18 protein-coding genes are annotated in these 18,937 nt (G+C 34.4%); 5 read left to right on the top strand and 13 right to left on the bottom strand.

The genetic code is table 11. The features are described from left to right. Positions 1-35 precede the first annotated feature (35 nt). Positions 36-1,022 carry a DUF4003 domain-containing protein gene (locus tag ACXY7N_RS10805; protein WP_488592398.1) on the bottom strand — a complete coding sequence of 329 codons (987 nt, stop codon included), beginning with the start codon at positions 1,020-1,022 and terminating at the stop codon, positions 36-38. Between the two features lie 361 nt (positions 1,023-1,383). Further along, the gene (locus tag ACXY7N_RS10800) at positions 1,384-1,839 is read right to left on the bottom strand and encodes a DinB family protein (protein ID WP_016086940.1); all 456 of its coding nucleotides are present in this window, start codon (positions 1,837-1,839) and stop codon (positions 1,384-1,386) included. A gap of 205 nt (positions 1,840-2,044) precedes the next feature. On the opposite strand from ACXY7N_RS10800, the gene ACXY7N_RS10795 reads away from it, so the two are divergent. Further along, the gene (locus ACXY7N_RS10795) at positions 2,045-2,533 is read left to right on the top strand and encodes a DinB family protein (RefSeq protein WP_016135070.1); all 489 of its coding nucleotides are present in this window, start codon (positions 2,045-2,047) and stop codon (positions 2,531-2,533) included. 204 nt (positions 2,534-2,737) lie between these two features. Here the strand turns inward: ACXY7N_RS10795 and ACXY7N_RS10790 are convergent, their stop codons facing one another. After that, positions 2,738-3,499, bottom strand: coding sequence for a CPBP family intramembrane glutamic endopeptidase (locus ACXY7N_RS10790; protein WP_098486107.1), 762 nt, complete (start codon positions 3,497-3,499; stop codon positions 2,738-2,740). Positions 3,500-4,022: 523 nt separating this feature from the next. Here ACXY7N_RS10790 and ACXY7N_RS10785 point away from each other — a divergent pair. Next, a complete protein-coding gene (locus tag ACXY7N_RS10785; RefSeq protein WP_001235426.1) occupies positions 4,023-4,559 on the top strand; it encodes a GNAT family N-acetyltransferase in 537 nt (178 codons plus the stop codon). A 261-nt stretch (positions 4,560-4,820) separates the two neighbouring features. Here ACXY7N_RS10785 and ACXY7N_RS10780 read toward each other — a convergent pair whose 3' ends face one another. From ACXY7N_RS10780 to ACXY7N_RS10770, 3 genes are all read right to left on the bottom strand, one after another. After that, entirely contained in the window at positions 4,821-5,297 is a 477-nt protein-coding gene (locus tag ACXY7N_RS10780) for a DUF2690 domain-containing protein (RefSeq protein WP_016086937.1), read from the bottom strand. 17 nt (positions 5,298-5,314) lie between these two features. After that, positions 5,315-5,827 carry a DUF2690 domain-containing protein gene (locus ACXY7N_RS10775; RefSeq protein ID WP_016135073.1) on the bottom strand — a complete coding sequence of 171 codons (513 nt, stop codon included), beginning with the start codon at positions 5,825-5,827 and terminating at the stop codon, positions 5,315-5,317. A gap of 304 nt (positions 5,828-6,131) precedes the next feature. After that, positions 6,132-7,025 carry a LysR family transcriptional regulator gene (locus tag ACXY7N_RS10770; RefSeq protein WP_016135074.1) on the bottom strand — a complete coding sequence of 298 codons (894 nt, stop codon included), beginning with the start codon at positions 7,023-7,025 and terminating at the stop codon, positions 6,132-6,134. A gap of 122 nt (positions 7,026-7,147) precedes the next feature. Between ACXY7N_RS10770 and ACXY7N_RS10765 the strand changes: the two genes are divergently transcribed. Beyond that, a complete protein-coding gene (locus tag ACXY7N_RS10765; protein WP_353811111.1) occupies positions 7,148-8,113 on the top strand; it encodes a quinone oxidoreductase family protein in 966 nt (321 codons plus the stop codon). Between the two features lie 100 nt (positions 8,114-8,213). Here ACXY7N_RS10765 and ACXY7N_RS10760 read toward each other — a convergent pair whose 3' ends face one another. The 6 genes from ACXY7N_RS10760 to amyS all read right to left on the bottom strand — a co-directional run bounded on the left by ACXY7N_RS10760 (position 8,214) and on the right by amyS (position 14,924). Next, on the bottom strand, positions 8,214-8,471 hold the full coding sequence (locus tag ACXY7N_RS10760; protein ID WP_016135076.1) for a hypothetical protein: 258 nt from the start codon (positions 8,469-8,471) through the stop codon (positions 8,214-8,216). A 163-nt stretch (positions 8,472-8,634) separates the two neighbouring features. Next, positions 8,635-9,327: a hypothetical protein gene (locus ACXY7N_RS10755; protein ID WP_016135077.1), complete on the bottom strand. Its 693-nt coding sequence runs from the start codon at positions 9,325-9,327 to the stop codon at positions 8,635-8,637. 256 nt (positions 9,328-9,583) lie between these two features. Then, positions 9,584-10,294, bottom strand: coding sequence for a histidine phosphatase family protein (locus ACXY7N_RS10750; RefSeq protein ID WP_353811110.1), 711 nt, complete (start codon positions 10,292-10,294; stop codon positions 9,584-9,586). Positions 10,295-10,455: 161 nt separating this feature from the next. Beyond that, positions 10,456-10,980, bottom strand: a complete 525-nt coding sequence (locus ACXY7N_RS10745) for a GNAT family N-acetyltransferase (RefSeq protein ID WP_016135079.1) — start codon at positions 10,978-10,980, stop codon at positions 10,456-10,458. 6 nt (positions 10,981-10,986) lie between these two features. Beyond that, the gene (locus ACXY7N_RS10740; protein WP_088084053.1) at positions 10,987-12,888 is read right to left on the bottom strand and encodes an endonuclease MutS2; all 1,902 of its coding nucleotides are present in this window, start codon (positions 12,886-12,888) and stop codon (positions 10,987-10,989) included. 494 nt (positions 12,889-13,382) lie between these two features. Beyond that, a complete protein-coding gene (amyS, locus tag ACXY7N_RS10735; RefSeq protein WP_088084054.1) occupies positions 13,383-14,924 on the bottom strand; it encodes an alpha-amylase in 1,542 nt (513 codons plus the stop codon). Between the two features lie 202 nt (positions 14,925-15,126). On the opposite strand from amyS, the gene ACXY7N_RS10730 reads away from it, so the two are divergent. Together ACXY7N_RS10730 and pepF are read left to right on the top strand one after the other, a co-directional pair. Continuing rightward, positions 15,127-15,918, top strand: a complete 792-nt coding sequence (locus ACXY7N_RS10730; protein WP_088084055.1) for an arylamine N-acetyltransferase family protein — start codon at positions 15,127-15,129, stop codon at positions 15,916-15,918. A 117-nt stretch (positions 15,919-16,035) separates the two neighbouring features. Continuing rightward, entirely contained in the window at positions 16,036-17,823 is a 1,788-nt protein-coding gene (gene pepF, locus ACXY7N_RS10725) for an oligoendopeptidase F (protein ID WP_431153890.1), read from the top strand. A 48-nt stretch (positions 17,824-17,871) separates the two neighbouring features. On the opposite strand, the gene ACXY7N_RS10720 is transcribed toward pepF, so the two are convergent. Beyond that, entirely contained in the window at positions 17,872-18,909 is a 1,038-nt protein-coding gene (locus ACXY7N_RS10720) for an agmatine deiminase family protein (protein WP_431153891.1), read from the bottom strand. Positions 18,910-18,937 lie beyond the last annotated feature (28 nt).

Here is an 18,937-nt window from a genome sequence, read left to right as displayed (position 1 = left end):
TATGAATTACAAGAGCATAAGCCATTCGTTGCACATTATGAACTACTACTAGCAGAAGATGTTGCTGCAGATGAAGCGGCAATCGTTGCCATCATAGCTGCTTGTTGTGCTTGTATAAGGACTTCTATCATAGTTTGTAAACCTGTGTTGGTAGCTTTACTTTCCTCACCTTTCTGACTTACGAACAGCTGAATAGCAATAAGAATATTTGTATCTGTATGCCAACGGAACAATTTCTCTCCCTGCAATTTTTCAATAAATGCTTTAATAGAATGAATCTCTTTTTCTCCATCCTCAAGTAACGCTAGTAGCCCGATAGCTGGATAATGCATCTGTTTCACTTTTACCTTTTCTTGTTTTAACAAATTCCATATGTTTGTACATGTTGCAACTAACATTTCTTCACGGACATCCTTCTTTAGTGAAAGAATGTGACTTAAAAATTGAAGATCATTACCCTTACGCAAACCCGCTTTCGCTAGTTTCTGATACAGACGTTCTACACGGTCCATAAGTGTTTCTACATTCTCTGATTGTCCTGCTAATAAAACCGCGAGCGGATAATCGTTAGTACCTGTAAGAAAAAGATGATCCTCTTTCATGCGTTTATATACTTGCATCGAACGCTGAACGTGCGTGCCATGCTGTTCATTTTCTTCTGTTAAAAGCACAGCTGCTGCGAGATAAGTAAATATACTTCGGCTAAAACCACCAGCGACTAATTGTTCATATAAATCTAAAAACCTCCGAAAAGCTTCCTTGTAATCTGTAAAGTGAATATCTAATGTTGCGGCCACCACAAAGCGATGATAAGACTTTAAGTATGAAAACATCCCTACCTGATTCTTAATATAACTACTAATTTCTAAAAAACGTCCGAGATCAAGCAATTTATCACTACCTGCATACATAGCAGCAATCATCATACCTGTTCGAGAATCACTCGTTTTCCATTTCAGTTCGCCCTTTAACTGTGCATATGTATGTGTGTATTGCTCCAACTTTTGTTCTAATGTAATCATAGTATTCACCCCTATTTCTAGTCTTCTCTATTATTATACGTATATTCCATATTTAGGAACACCCTATTTCATACGGATTTTGCAACCTTATTTCTGTATGATCTTCAATATTTTTCTATTATGTAAAACAAAAAATAATAACTATTCCTACTTCATCAGTATCACGATGGTAAGCGTTCATAATCCTTCAAGAAGTTCAACAACAAAAAAAGATAGATAATAAATTATCTACCCTTTTTGTTTATATATTATTTCACATTACACCTGTATTGTGAAAAATAAGGTTGTAACTACTTACACCTCAATTTTGACAAAACATTTGTAATTTCGTTTTTTATATGCAATTAAACTTTACCAAAAACTAAAGAGCCTTAATAATACGTTCCATCGCCTTCATTTGCCCAATATGATCTGCTTCATGATAAAGCATCATACCGTATAGCTCCCCTACTGTTTCCAATCCTAGGAATAGCTCTGGAAGTTTATTTTCAAATGCTTCTGCTGGAATTTCGTTAATACGTTTTGCTTGTTCTTTTAATTGGGCCGTTAATACTTCTAATGACGGTCCTTCTGTTTTCCATTTAGACGGTCTTGATCCATATCCAAACATACCTGGATATTCCGTTGGTAATTGTTTAAACTCTCTTCCAAACATGAATGTTTCCGCTGCTGTTAACACATGACCAATGTGCCAACGAATTGTATTATTAAATCCCTCTGGCTGCGTATCCGCAGTTTTATCATCTAACGTTTCCATAAATTTAAGTAATGCACCGCGCGTTATTTCAAATTGTTTTAAACCAACTAGTCTATTCATTTTATCGTTCTCCTTCTTGATGTACAATTTATTATGAACTAAAAATGTTCAATGTATTAAAGTTTCACCTTGTTTAATCTATCAGAAACAATGAAGAAATACATCTAATATGCTTAGTAAAAATAATAAAAAGGTTCACCTCTCGTATATATAGAATTACTTACTACACAAATAGTTTAGTAAATAAAAGAGGAGTGTTAATTTCATGTTACATGTGTTAAAACAACAATATAATCTTATTAGCTCTACAAGAGAAACTCTATTTACATTTTTGGGAGAAATCCCACTAGAAAAATTACATAGCACTGTTCCAAATTTCGGAAGCGGTAGCATTATAAAGACGCATATTCATGTAGCCGATTGCTACCGATACTGGCTTGGATCATTCGCATTCAAGCAAAAACGGGCAGATTTTTCATTTGCTAGTGATTATGAAATTGAGCATGCAGATATCGAGAAAGTCCGTGATAGATTTAAGTTAGTAGATGAGGTTGTAATACGTTTTTTAGATGAATACAATGACCGGTGGCTCGAAAATATAGCAAATGAAGTGAAATGGCAAAAAGAGCCTTGGAGCACAACTCCGCTATGGCTTTTAACTCATACAGAGACTCATGAGTTTCACCATAAAGGACAAATTGTATCAATGACTCGTCATCTTGGATACACTCCTCCTGATACAGATCTTAGTTAATTCTAACAACTCAACTACTATAACTGTCGTTAGCATTGTTTATATACGAAAAGGCTCTTCATTCTTTTTGATGTTGTTTATAGTTCTGCAATTTTTTTGCGGCACAAACTTGTATGTTATTTTAATTATGTTTGTGTCGTGTTCTTATTGATTAGTTTCATATCCATAAAAAATATATTAATATTTTTCCTTTTATTATTTGAGTTACTTAATCAATAAAAGGTTCTTTCTTTTTATTACGACTTTATACACCATAAAAACGAAAATTCCGAAAATTAAAGTTGGAATTGCTGGTAACACTTTATCATTTGGCACGTACACACTCCAAAAAGAATTAAGAAGCGCATGAAAAATTAGACACATAAAAATACTTTTAGTTACGTTAAAAATTGTAGTAAGTAAGAAAGACACAGCAATTGTCGTAATTATGAAGGCTATAAAATCCCTTTGAGTTTGATTCGTGCCTGGAATAAACCATAACGGCCAGTGCCAAATTGCCCATATAAAGCTCACAATAACCGTACTAAAAAATGCCGAAAATCTTTTCTGAAGGGCAGGTTGTAAGAATCCTCTCCATCCAATTTCTTCAAGACCACCACCAACGATCATTATTGGAAAACTAAGTAATGCCACGTATAATGGTTTTTGCACCTTTTCTCCACCAAATATTGTTGGAAGATAACAGCTAATAAAAGCTAGAATAATGATTAGAATATACCATGCAAAGTGATGTTTAGGATTTACAATATTTTTAATGAAACTTCTAAACTCCTCTTGTGATCCATATTTTTTCTTTAGACTAATCGCAATGATTGCCGGCATAATCCCACCGAAAACAAATAGTATCATCGCTAGCGGTGTACCAAATGTCGTAATGTTTAATCTTATCAAGCTAATTAATAACCCCCAAAGTGTCCATGTAAATATTAAAGTACATATTACATATCGTTTAATCTCATTCCCCATTTACTTAGCTCCTTTGTTTTAATTACAGCATAAATTTGGATAAAAGAAAATATTTCATGTTAAATTATCCCAAAAACACTAAAGGAACATCCATACTAAAATCAGGCTTTTATGAGTGAGCCCACTTCCACCTACCTACTTTGCTTCATTCGCAATTCGAATGTGGAGTCTTACTATTCGTAAAGGAAGAATAAATAACAAAAAGAAAGGGCTTATTTTGAAAAACGATAAAAACATGCGCTTTTAAAGTGACGATAAAATAATTTAATTCTTGTTGAACTACGATGCAGATTAATGGTACATGCTTGTTTTCAGCTTAAAATATCTATAAAAAACTCGTGGATGCATTTTGTTATGTATAAAACTTTTATTATTTGTTTTAGGTATACCATATCATTATAAAATTCATGTAACATCAAAGTAAGACACATACTTTTCAAACAATACACAAAATAAAACTCTTCTTCCATGTAGAGCAAAAATATTTATATACTCTATCACCAAACTTAAGGAGAAAATTATAATGAGATTAGAGAGTGAAAGAATTTATTTAAGACCTCTTTGCGAACTAGATGCCCCAATTATATTAGAAAGTACGATGGATACAGAGATACGTTATATGACTGGAACCAAACCTACTTTTTCATTGGAACAAATAAAGACACATATAGCTCATATAAATAATGATTCGAGTCGCTACGATTTTGCTATTTGTTTACAAAGCAATGACGAAATGATTGGAGAGTTGTCGATTTTAGATATCGATGAGGGTAACAAAAGAGCAGGCTTCCGAATATCGATGCTTTCTATGTCATTAACAGGAAAAGGCTATGGAACTGAAGCTATTAAAATAGTTTTAAGTTTTGTTTTTGAACAACTATCATTAAATCGTTTACAGTTAGAAGTGTTTAGCCATAATTTACGCGGAATTAGAGCTTATGAAAAAGTTGGGTTTGTAAAAGAAGGAACCTTACGTCAATCTTTATTTTATAACGATACATACTCGGATGAAATTATTATGGCAATACTTAAAAGTGATTATAAAGATATATCATTGTAAATAACTGTTCTTAAACTATTAAACAACTTTAAAGAACCTTACCACAATAAAGTGAAACTTTAATCAGTGGGGGCTTTGTTCATCCCCCACTGATTATTAGTTGAACCAATCGGGCTTTTACGGGCAGTTGATCCCCCATCTAACTTCTTTGCTTTCGCTGAATTTTGAGGTGGGGGTCTTACTGCCCGTTAATGCGGGATAAAATGCAGTAAGGCTCTTTCATTTTTATATCAAATAATAGCTCTTAACACATGTATTATATTAATACCAAATTGTCTCCGCATAATTATATGCATCACTATTCGGAATAGCATGTTTCCCTTGCGCTTGTGCCTTTCTTGGATCTAAATCATATACCATTGGTGTATAGCATGATGTTTGCCCTTTATTTACAACACCATTTCCTCCAGCACTTCCGCAAGTATATGCCTTTCCATCTGTTTTTCTAACAATCCTTGCATCAGCTTCATTATTATAAACTGCTGGGCGGGTTACAGTAACTTTTGCCCATGCTGTCTTACACGTCGTGCTAAATTTTAATTCTACATAAGAATTTGAATCAATCCACTTCTTTTCTTTCGTTACTGCTGATTGATCACAACTATTATAGTAAGGACTTTTCCCATCATACGAATGGTCTTCTGCATATGCTTTATCGCTACTGGTCGTACTAAACATACTTGTTAAAACGAACACAGATAGAAAAAGAAATGCGCCCACATTTTTAAAAAGTTTCATAGAATTCCACTCCTTTATTAATAACGTCCAGTTTTCCCGTAACCATTATTAATCGTCACCGCTTCAGCATCAGCTGTATAACCAAAATCAGCAGTTAAATCAAATACCATTCCTGTATACGTACTCGTTTGACCTGTTTTAATTGCTCCATTACCACTATTAGAGTCTACTGATTTTTGAAATACACCGTTTTTATATTTATTAATAACAGCGTAAGCATATATCCCTCCAGAAACAGAAGGGGCTGGTTGATCTAAAACAAGCTTAGACCATGCTGCGTGACATTTATTACTGTAACGTAAATATACTGTCCCTACTTTTTTACTACCTTCGTACACCGCTGTAGACTTTGCATTAAATCCATCTGCATCACACGTTGTACTGCCTCCGTATACTTTCGTTGTTGCTGGATTTTTCCCGTCATAATAACTACTAAGATCGGTAGCTGCAAATGTACTTCCTTGAAAACTAAATAATACCCCTACACTAGCTATACTTAACACACATACTTTCATTAGCTTTTTAAACATTGTAAATCTCCTCCCTCAAAATAAGTACGTATAATAAAGACAATCTATCCCCTATGTACGCCCCTCCTTTCATTCCACCTAGAGGCATCTTACAGAAACGAATAAACGTTGTAAATTCCCTTATGGTTATTGGAATATACGAAGAAATTTACTTATCCTTGTAAGAAAAAAAGTTGAGAAATACACATTTTATAGCATTCTTTATTTAAAACATAAAAGAACCGATACTTGTTACATGCAAGCATCGGTTCTCTCTATGCAAAAGTGCCATTTTTTCTTTTATATAAAATAAATATTTCTCCACTTAATCCGTTGTAAAAAACTCCCTTGTTACATCAATAAATTGTTGTAACGGTGCTGTCATCCATTTATCTTTATGCCAAGCAATTTGTGTAAAAATTGGATTGATAGTATTTTCTAGTTGCAACTCTTTTATCGTTCCCTCTCGTATATCTTTTTCTACTACTATTGCTGGTAAAACTGCTATACCTAAATCCGCAATGACACATTGTTTAATTGCCTCGACACTTACAAACTCAATCTTATTCGCTGGATACACATCTTCTGTACGAAACAGCTCTTCAAATAAAGTCCGGTATGAGCACCCTAGTTCTGTTAACAAAAGAGTTTCCTTCTCTAAATCTTTTATAGAAACGGAAGGTCGCTCGAGTAAACGATGCCCTGGAGCAGCTACTACTTTTAATTCTTCTTTCATAAGTGGCTCCACATGCAAAGCATCTTCCGTTTTACATTCATCCAAAATAAATGCAAGATCAACTTTCCCCTCCATCAATTGTTCCTTCGCATCTTTATTGGAATGCGCTGGTTTAAAGATAAGTTTGATTTGTGGAAATTGTGCTTTAAACCTCTTTAATATAGATGGGAGCCTATATGTACATTGACTTTCTTGCGCACCGATTATTAACGTACCTGCTATTTCTTCATCATCTTTCACAGCCATTTTCGCTTCATTACTGAGTGCAATCATCTTATCAGCATATAATTGAAACTTCCTTCCTGCTTCAGTTAAAAAAAGACGTTTCCCTAATCTTTCAAATAACGGCGTACCGAGCTCAGCTTCTAACGTTTTAATTTGCGCCGTTACGCTCGATTGAGCAAAGTTTAATTTCTTCGCAGTTTGGGTAAAGTTCAAAGTCTCTGCCGCTACTTTAAATGTAATTAATTGTTTTATCTCCATTTATCATCCCTCTTTTCAATCGGTATTTCCGATTGATTTCATCGAAATAATCCTCTTTGTCTATTGATATTTATATTGTATGATAAAGAGCATCGACAAACAATATAATGGAGGTATTCCATATGAAAGCACTTTGTTTCGAACAGTTTGGAAGTCCAGATGTACTACAATATAAAGAAATACACGATCCAATCATAAATCCAAATGAAATTCTTATCCGTACGAAAGCAATCGGTTTAAATTTTGCTGATATTTATAGACGCCGCGGTGATTATCATCTCGCTGGCAACCCACCTTATATATTAGGTTATGAAGGGGCTGGGATTGTTGAAAAAGTAGGAGCTGACGTTACTACTATCAATGCTGGAGACCATATTGCATTTGCTGACGTTCCATTCGCAAATGCAGAATTAGTTGCCGTTCCATCTGAAAAAGCAATCCCGCTTCCAGATTCTATCTCTTTTGAAACAGCTGCTTCTGTCTTATTGCAAGGTCTAACAGCACACTATTTAACGAAAGATAGCTATCAAATAAAACAAGGTGATATAGCTTTAGTTCATGCCGCAGCTGGTGGCGTTGGGCAACTTCTTATTCAAATGATTAAACTACTGGGTGGAAAGGTAATCGGCCTAACGTCATCAAAAGAAAAAGCACAGATAGCTACATTAGCTGGTGCCAATCAAGTATTTTTATATACTGACGCATGGCATACCAAGGTACTTGAAATAACTCACGGTGCTGGAGTAAATGTTGTATATGAATCAGTAGGCTCTACACTTGAGGAAAGTTTTAACGCTACTAAAATTGGTGGTACTGTCATATTTTTCGGAATGGCTGGCGGTAATCCTGCACCCGTTGATCCGCGTATGCTTATGGATACTTCAAAAACTTTAACTGGCGGAGACCTGTGGAACGTGCTTACTACTTTTGAAGAACGTAAGCAGCGCTCTACTCAATTATTTGATTGGATCGCTAGTGGAAAATTAAACATCGCGAGTCCTACTACATTCTCTTTACAAGACGGTGCCCGTGCCCATGAATTATTAGAGAGCAGAAAAAGTACAGGGAAGATTTTATTAATCCCATAATCGTTCCAATAAAAAAAGGAAGCTAGAATGTATTTCTTTGCTTCCTTTTTTAATGCTATTAATGTTCAATTTCGTTTCTTTTCAATTATATTTTTTCTGTCTATACTTCTCTTTCTAGGCCCCTCATTTTTAAGTTTATAAAATAAATGAATCTAAATATTAAAGGAAAGAACAAACCTCCCGATATCAACGATCCAATAAATACAGTATCAATAAAAGAAAAAATCCCAAAGAATATCATTCCAAAAAAATAAAATACAACTGCACTCCAATAAATAAAACGTGGAAACTTAGTTTGGAACGAATCACCTTTTTCACACGGTTTTCCAAATAACAAATGAACGAATTTAATCAACATAATCACTTCTCCATATAATTGTTAATATTCTTTTCTTCTTAGAACTGAGCATAAATCACATACTATGTATCATTTTCTTTACATTTTCCGACACTTAAGTTGTTAACTATTTCGAATACAGTAGCCTTTTACTCATACATTTCGCAAAGACAACAATATATTTTTATTTCAATACAAATCGTCTATCCCCATTATCATGTTGCAATTCAAACAATACTGGATTACTAACAAATCTTTTTAGCAAAACATGCGCCTCATGATCATTTATGTCATTAGGAATATTAATTCCACTAAATGATGTTGAGGAAATTAGTGTATGAAAATCATATTTAAATTCATAATCACCAATATACGCTAGTGCCAATTTCCCTTTCCATTCAATTTGATATGTCTGCCCTTCTAATCTAGTAAACTTAATATTATGAAAGGCTGACGCATCATGTCCAAGTAAATAAACGTCAAATGCAGTTAACTCTAAATCTAAGTCCTTCTGCTCATCCTCGGATAAAAAATCAATTGCAAATCTCTTTCCATTTAGCATATCCAAATCAAAAGGCACCTCATCACTTCCTACACGAAACCCTTTAAAATCCCATTCTTCTGATGACAAAGTACAGCTATGGAAATTGTTCCATACAATCTTCGCGTGCCAATCATCTTCTTCCTCATTCTCTTCATCTTCTTCATCCAAATCTTCCTCATCATAATCCGCAGTCTCTAAATGCAAATCAAAATACAAACCAGCTACACCATTTAACTCTTCTTCCTCTGCATATTTAAAATGTGCACTCCACTTAAAATTAACAATTCGATGACCATTAGGCCACGGGTTGTCCACAAAATATATTCGATCCATATTCACACGTTCCTTACTATGTTTTATTTCTCGTAAACTTACTTAAATTTCGAGATAAAATGTAAGACTAGACTAATACCCCTTCAATAGGCTGCAAAACAATTTGTTATTCCTACTCTCTAACTATACCATCACAATAATTTTCACGGTGCATTTTTAACGGAATATTCCGATTTTAATTAACAAATGATATACTGAAAAATAAAAAGAAGCTAGATTTCTCTACCTTCCTTTTCTTATTTCTATATGAAAGTTTTTATATTTCCACACTTTCTTTCCCTTTTGCAACATAACTCATATCTCCAACCGACTCGACTGTGTATGTTCCATCTTGATATACAATCTTCGTCACACTAGCATTTTCCACTCCAAGTTTTGTTTTGCTACTATCTAACATTTCTATTAAGGTAGTAATCAAAAGCCCATGAACGACAACTAAAACGTTACCGCCACTGTTTTTAGCAGCTTCCTCACTAATTTTATCAATCTCTGCTTTTATACGAGTAGAAAATAATTCCCAATCTTCCGCCTCTTTCGTAGGATCTGCTGCTCTAATAAGATTAATCACTTCTTGAATAGAAAACTTCATAAGTTCTTCTGGTGATGCAACGCCCGCAGCTTTTCCAACCGCATCCCACATATTTTCAAGCTTTTCACCTTCAAAAATACCGAAATTTAATTCTCGTAAAGCTTTTCTTTGCTCAAGTTTCAATTTTGATTGCTCACTATATTTTAATACTAAATTAGCAGTTTCAATCGCGCGGCCACTATCACTACTATACACAGTAGTAAAATGAATATCTTTTAATCCTATTCCTAAATTTGTGGCAACTTCCACACCTTTTTCTACTAACGGAGAGTCTGCCCAACCTTGCGCGCGATGGTTCGTATTTAATATTGTTTTACCGTGTCTTGTAACATATAACGTAACTACATTCTCATTGCTATCGGTTTCTCGCTTATTCATCATATTCTCTCCCTTTACATTTCTATATCAATTTTACCATCTTAATTATTCATTGAGCAAAATATACGTAAGTAAATATTCTTAATAAAAAAACGCTACCTTTCTGTATATCCCAACAAAAAGATAGCATCTTTTATGATTACATTTCTTAACCGATACTCCTACTCAGCAAAAGCACTCGAATATTGTACAATTCCTTCTACACCTTCAAGAGCATTCTCCCTTAATTCCATCGCCATAAACACTTCATCTGGCACTTCAAATGGTGCCTGTATATTCCATTCACTTGCTTTCTTAAAACCAAATTTCGGGTAGTATTCTGGATGTCCTAACACTACAACTGACCCGTATCCAAGTTCTTTCGCCTTTTCTAAAGCAACTGCGATTAGTTTTCCGCCAATCCCTTTCTTCTGATGCCCCCTAGCAACTGATACTGGCGCAAGCGCTAATGAATCTACAGAAGCTCCATCCTTTTCTATCGTGATTTTCGATAACATAATGTGACCGACTATTTCCTCATCTATCGCAACGATAGATAACTCAGGAACAAACGCGTCACATTCTCTAATACGCTTTACAAGTTCATGTTCCTTTTTATCACTAAATTCTTCATTTAAAAATGCTTGTTGTACAACTTCTTCTGTTTTTCTATAATCATTTTGTTGTTCTTGTCTAATCGTTACCATTTTAACTTATCCTCTGTTCTTTCTTATTTCTTTTTCAATTTTACGAAGCGCTTTTTTCGATCCGCGCTCAATATCATGCTGCATTTTTCTTTCTTTATAATCGACAAATAGTGTATTTAAATCGTATCCCTCTGGGTATAATTCTTTTGCTGCTACCTCTAAAGTAATACGTTTTACATTTACTTCAACGAATTCACCATTATAATATACAACGACGTTATAAAAATTATCTATTTCCTTATAGATGATACCAAAATCATCATAATCTAATAAGTTTACACGATCGCCGATTTTATACTCGTAATGATTTTCGCTTTTTTCTTGCACGAATTTCGGTTTTCTAATTTTGCTTTCATTCAGTTTTTCAAAACGATATTCTTTATTCCCCATATACTCTTTCGCTCTTTTTAGTACATGTTCTCTTACATTCATTTTATTTGCAATCCAAAGTGCATTACTTTCACCTGATTTACCGATTACTAATTTATAAAGTGGTTCTAGCGTCTCACTATTAAATTGCATCGCTGCATTCATAAAATCATCGTGCATTTCTGAGAAGCGTTTAATTTCACCGTAATGCGTACTCGCAACTGTAATACATCCCGCAAGATAAAACTCCTCTAAAATAGAAATTGCAAGCGCTGCCCCTTCATTCGGTTCAGTCCCACTTCCTATTTCATCAAATAATAGCAACGTATTATTATTTGACATCCTCATAATCTCAGATAAGTTTTTCATATGAGATGAAAATGTACTGAGTGCATTTTCGATACTTTGATTATCACCAATATCTACAAATACATTTTCGAAAATAGCAATTTCTGTTTCTTTATCTGCAGCAATATGCAGACCTGACATTGTCGCTAATGTTAGTAGTCCGATTGTTTTTAGCACAATCGTTTTTCCGCCTGCATTTGGTCCTGTAATAATTAAACTACGATAGTTTTGACCGATTTTAAAGTTTAACGGTACAACTTGCCCTGTTAAAAGCGGATGCTTACAATTTACTAAATGAACGTAGCCATGATCATTTAATTTCGGCTCTATTCCATCGATTGATTTACTAAACTTCGCTTTCGCAAATACCATATCATATTGGCTAATCAATTCCATATTAATTTTTATATGATAAATATTTTCTACTACCATTCCTGATAAAGTCGCTAAAATCTGATACTCTTCCATCGCTTCTTCTGCTTTCAAACTTGCGAGTTCTGCATTTAACTTTGTAACCGTATGCGGTTCTATAAATACAGTAGAACCTTTAGCGGACGCTTCAACTATACTTCCCGCAACTTGATTTTTATAAGAAGATTTAATTGGAATCGTATACCTATCATCCTTCTTACTAATAAAGAATTCCTGAATATACTTCTTATTTGTACTACTATTTAAAAACTTCGTTAAACGTTCTTTTATTTTCCCATCTACGGAATCAATACTATTTCGAATTCGTTTTAACTCTTTACTCGCCGCTGCATCAATGCTATTTCCTTTAATCGAAAAGTTAATTTCCTCTTCAATACTTTTAAATTCAGTCATTGAATTTGCATAAGAAGCTAATACTGGCGCAAAAAATTCTTTATCTAACATAAATTTTTTAATCTTTCTACATCCACGTAAAAAGTCTGAAACACTTACTAATTCTTCTGGATCTAAAATCATCCCTTTTTCTAATTTTTGAATTGTACTCGCGATATTGGATATTCCAAAAAAAGGCACATGTCCTTCTGCATCTACTATCGCTCGTGCTTCTGTCGTTTCATTCAATCGATTCCTCACTACTTTTATACTCGTACTCGGCTCTAATTTGTTTAATAATTCCTTACCTAATCCACTTACGCAATAAGATTTCACTATATCCTTTAATTCGTTATATTGTAACTTTTCAAAAGTCATCGTATTCATTTTGTTTCTCCTCACTATGATTGATTTTTATCATAAATGAAGATACCTACTCATTAGATTCCAATGAGTTCTACATTATTAAATTACCATTTTTATACATTAAAAATATATACAAAAAAGCTGCGGGGATACCGCAGCTTTTACATTTACAAGGCATGTGTAATAACATATGAGGAAATAAACCATAAAAAACGGATGGCAATCCTCCTATTACACGCTTTATAAAGTATTGTAGGTATCTTCATAGGTATCGAAATAAATCCATGACAAAATTAGGGGTATGATATACATAAAAATCCCCTGGTCTTATCCGATTTATTTCATTAAATTTTTCCTATTTAGTACCTACCGCACTCACAAAAAAGCACCTCTCATTAATTTATATTATAGTCATTGAAATCTAATTTACTGAAATCATCATACTATATGTTTTCTGAGAAGTAAAGGTGTCATACCTTTATAACTATGCAGCATGTAAAAAAGAAGGGGGAAACCTACCGCTGAACATATATGGAAACTGATCCTCCACTTACTTGGAACTGTCCCCAACCATCCTTATTAATTGTTACAGTATTTGTTTGATTACCCGTAATATCGTACCATACTTCCCCTGCATTATTCTTTCCAACATCCATCCACTTTGACCCTCCTGGTCCATCAGAGATTAATGTTGCTAAACCAGAATTAGCATGTACACTATCACCTTCTCTTGTCCAGCCAATCACATCTGGATGATCAAAATAATCATGCTGCGTACCATATGCAAAGTTTTTTCGTGCCGTCAAAATCGGATCAATTTTTTCCTTTAACGCTGGAATTTCATAGTTACTATTTCCTTTTGTACCATAATAATCACCATAGAAAACAGAAGGATATCCCTCTGCACGCGTTAAAATAAATGCATATGCCAACGGTTTGAACCAAGAGCTCACTACAGATTCCAATGACTGACCAGGCTGTGAATCATGATTTTCAACTAGAGTAACCGCAAGTGTAGGATGATTCGCAACTACCGTTCCTTTTAAAATATTTCTCATATCATAATTTCCATTTCCTGTTGAAGCATAATGAAAATTATAATGAAGTGGTGCATCGAACACAGATTGATTATAATTGACCTTCGCTAAATAATTATTTAAAGTCTGGATATCATTTTGCCAATATTCAGCTACTGTAAACATCTCTTTCCCCGTTTGCTGTCTAACATGATTTACCCAATCGCGCAAATATTCATGATCAATATGTTTAACAGCATCTAAACGAAAACCATCTAAATTTAATTCCTTCGCATACCACGTTCCCCATTTTTTCATTTCATTCGCAACATCTGGATGATCAAAATCAAGATCCGCATACATCAAATAATCATAATTCCCATTCTCGCTAGACACTTCCCAGTCCCACGCTTTACCTATGCCCCTAAATTTATAAATTCGGTTTAATTTCCTTCCTTCATCCCAATCCGTTCCGTCAAAATGATACCATTTCCATTTGAAATTAGAATAAGAATCTCCACGCCCTGGAAAGTTAAATCCCGTCCACGCACTAATTTCATAATCACCTGATACTTCAACATTTCGATTGCTCGGGTCTACCTCAACTGCTGTGACAGTTTCCGTATAATCAGCCCCACCTTTATGATTCATAACCACATCACCGTATACATCGATGTTTTTCTTATGTAAAGCGTCAATTGCAGATTTCAATTGTGCTTTCGTCCCATATTTCGTCCGCACTGTTCCCTTTTGATTGAATTCCCCCAAATCATATAAATCATATGCTCCATATCCTACGTCATTTTGCGTAGTTCCTTTATATGCAGGGGGTATCCAAACAGATGTAATTCCTTTTTGAGCTAAATTTTCAGCATCAGTACGCAAACGATTCCAATGATTCCCATCATTCGGAGCGTACCACTCAAAATATTGCATTAACGTTCCATTGTTAACTGTATCTGCATACGCCTTACTCTCCCCATATATACCAGGTAAAAACAAAACAACTGACAATCCGACTATTGTTATTCTTTTCAACATCTGTACACCATCCCCCCTAAGAAAACGTTTGCATAGTTTATCAGAATCATTATAATATTCGTTCCACTGTTAGTAAAGTAGCAATCTCTCACTCTCCCACATTATTTTTAGTCTCACTTCAAATATTCAACGTAGTTTTAATTTCACATCCTATTCAAGATTGTTTACAATTTACCTATAAAAGCATAACGGAGGGATTTCTATGACCGACTTTCAAAAACAATTTTTTGCAAGATTACATATAGAAGAAAAACACAAAGTTTCATTTGAAGATTTATCTAACATTATGTACGCAATGGCACAAACTGTTCCTTTTGAAAACTTAAATATTCTCGAAAAGAATTTTAAAGAAATATCAAAAGAAAATTTGAAAGAGAAAATTTTAGTAAACAGCCGTGGTGGTCTTTGTTATGAACTCAATCCTACTATGTATTACTTCCTTAAAGACGCTGGATTTGATGTTCATCTCGTTTCAGGAACAGTGTACAATGCTGCAAATTCTATATGGGCTGTTGATTCTGGCCATATCGCAACCGTTTTAACACATCATAATGAATTTTATTTAATTGAGGTTGGATTCGGATCATACTTACCTCTTGCACCTGTCCCTTTCTCAGGTGAAGTCATTCACTCCGTTACAGGAGATTATCGCATTCGTAAAGAAATGACCGAAAAGGGAAACTATATTTTAGAGATGCGTAAAAACAATGAGTTTTTGGATCAATCTTCTGCTGATGATTGGACGTTAGGCTATGCATTTTATATAGAAGAAGTGGCTGAAGAAAAAGCAAATGCAGCACAAAAAATTATTGTTGAGCATGAGGGCTCACCATTTAACAAAGTACCTCTTATCGTAAAACTAACTGAAAATGGACATGCATCTTTAACAAAGGATAGTCTGACAATAGCAAAAAACGGTAAAAAAACGAAAGAAAACGTTACAGATGTGCAATATAGGAATCTTTTACATTCAAAATTCGGAATTACATTATGATTTTTTAAGCCTTGCCATTTTAGCAAGGCTTTTCAATTTTCAGCAGGGATTTTTTGCAATTTGTTGTATTTCATAGTTATATAGGAATATAACTACATATTTAGAAAGGAAATGATTATGACTGAACTTAAAGCTCGACTACAAGTAGATGATAAAGAGAAGTGGGATTTAACGGATATTTACCATACAATTGAAGATTGGGAAAGTGATTTTCATAAAATTGAAGTATTAACGAAAGAATTACACGAGTTTAATGGAAATATTTACGATGGTAATAGCTTATTAGCTTATTTAACAAAGAGTGAAGAAATTTCTAGCATAATATCTTTAATGTTCGCTTATGCACGGTTACAATCTGATCTTGATACGCGCGATACTGACGCCCAATCTCTTGTCGATAAAGTGTCACAATTACACGTGAAAGTAAGTGCGGCTAAATCTTTCTTTTCCCCATTCTTACTTAGCGTAGATGAAAACACATTGCACGCGTACATAGAAGAAGCAGAAGGTTTACAATACTATAAAGAAGACTTATTTGAATTATACCGTTATAAAAAACACGTATTGAATAAGGACCAGGAAGAGATTTTATCACAAATGGGCGAAGCACTCTCCTCCCCGCAGCATACTTTTGGTATGTTAAATAATGCTGATATCCTATTTGGTGAAATTACGACTGATGATGGAGAAAAAGTTACTTTAACGCGCGGAATGTATGCAAAGTTAATTGAAGATGAGAACCGCGAAAAACGTAAAGAAGCCTATAAAGCTTATTACAAGCCATACGTTCAATTAAAGAATTCTATCTCTTCTACTTTATCTGCTGCGATTAAAAATAATGTTACTGTTTCAAAGCTAAGAAACTATCCATCAGCTTTAGAAAAATCGTTATTTGGCGACATGGTCCCGAAAGAAGTTTATGAAAATTTAATTGATACGACCAAGAAAAACATTCAATCACTACATACCTATAATGAATTTCGAAAAGAAAAATTAAATGTAGATGAACTACGCCAATACGACATGAGCGTTGATTTAGTAGCGGGTGTAAAACAAGACATTCCATATGACAAAGCGTTTGACATAATGATTGAATCACTAGCTCCTTTAGGTGAAGAGTATATCGAAACATTAAAAAGCTTTAAAGATAAACGTTATATCGACGTGAGAGAAACGCCAGGAAAACGTTCCGGCGCTTATAACTTTGGTGTATATGGTGTTCATCCTTTCATTCTTTTAAATCATCACGATGATTTAAATAGTCTTTTCACTCTTACTCACGAATGTGGTCACGGTATGCATACGCATTATTCACACGGATACCAACCAAGAATTTCTGCACACTATACTATCTTTGTCGCAGAAGTCGCTTCTACAGTAAATGAAGTGCTATTAATTCATCATTTATTAAAAGAAGCAAAAGATGCTGATGTACGCAACCATTTAGTAAACCATTTCATCGAGAAATTTAAAGGCACTTTCTTTACACAAATCATGTTCGCTGAGTTTGAAAAAATCACACATGAAATGGCACAGCAAGGCAAACCATTAAATGCCCAAGTCTTTAGCGAAGTTTATGAAAACTTGTTCAGAGAGTATAATGGTGACTCCCTCGTATTTGACGAAGAAGTAAAATACGGCTGGGCTAGAATACCTCATTTCTACCGTCCGTTTTACGTGTACAAATACGCAACTGGATTCGCTTCTGCAATCCAAATTGCCGACAAATTATTAAGCGGTGATCCAAATGCTCAAAAACATTATATTGAGTTCCTTAAAGGTGGAAGTTCTGACTATCCATTAAACTTACTGAAAAAAGCTGGTGTTGATTTAACTACACCAGAACCGATTGAAAGTGCACTAAATCGTTTTAGCTCACTTGTTGAAGAGTTTTCAGCATTATAAAAAGCATGCAGAGTATATACTCTGCATGCTTTTTTCATTTTGGTTACTTTATGCTAAATGTTGCTGCGTTACGCAATGAATCATGCCACCATATGCAAACAGTTCATTTACATAAATGCCGACAATTCTTCTTCCCGGAAACTGCCCTTCAATGATTTGAAGCCCTAACTTGTCATGCTCATCGCCATATATAGGAACTAATACAACTTCATTTCCAATATAAAAATTTAAATATGAGCCCTTACAGTCTGCTTCTTTTACCACTTTTCTTGTCACCGGTACTGGTATGAGCTGAAATGGCTTTCCATCCATATTTCTTGCCTGTCGCAATTCTTGATAATGCTTTTCGTACGCTTCCAAAAGGTATGATTCACCTTCCCCGAAAGGATCATATTCATAAAGAATCGTATTTTCATTTACAAAACGTGCTGCACCATCAATATGATAATCTGTATCTTCATCATAATTATCCTCACCGCGAATGCCCGTTATCCATATAAAATTCGTGACCCCCAAATGCTTCGTTAACTCTATTTCAATCTCTTCCTGACTGAGTGTAGGATTTCGATTTTCATTTATAATAGAAGTTTTTGCTGCCATTAAGGTTCCATTTCCGTTTATCTCTATTCCTCCACCTTCTAGACAGACACTAGCATTAACTTTTGGAATGCTATACGTTTCACTTATTTTTGCCGGAATAACAGCATCATTTTCATACGGATATTTCTCACCCCACCCATTAAAAATCCAGTGTGTTAAGCAAAGATCGCCTTCCTTATCTTTTACAAAGATCGGTCCATTATCTCTTATCCAAATATCATCCGTTTCTTCAATTAAAAAATCAATTTTATCCATATCCACTTTCGCTTCCATTAACTTCGATTGGACATGTACTTTTTCTTTCTCATCATATACAACAATATGCACAGTTTCTCCATAATGAAGTTCCTTTGCCATCGCTACCCAAATATCATCTAGCTTAGCTCTGTAACCTTCACCTCTATGCGTTTTATTATGAGGCCATTGGAGCCATGTCCCCTCATGTTTCTCCCACTCAGCAGGCATATAAAATAAACTTTTTGTCATACCTGTTCACCCCTTCTTCGAATGTAAG

It is taken from the genome of Bacillus sp. 5w2 (assembly GCF_054353775.1).
The sequence above is the reverse complement of the archived record's forward strand: the minus strand, read 5'-3'. Positions and strand labels throughout refer to the sequence as shown.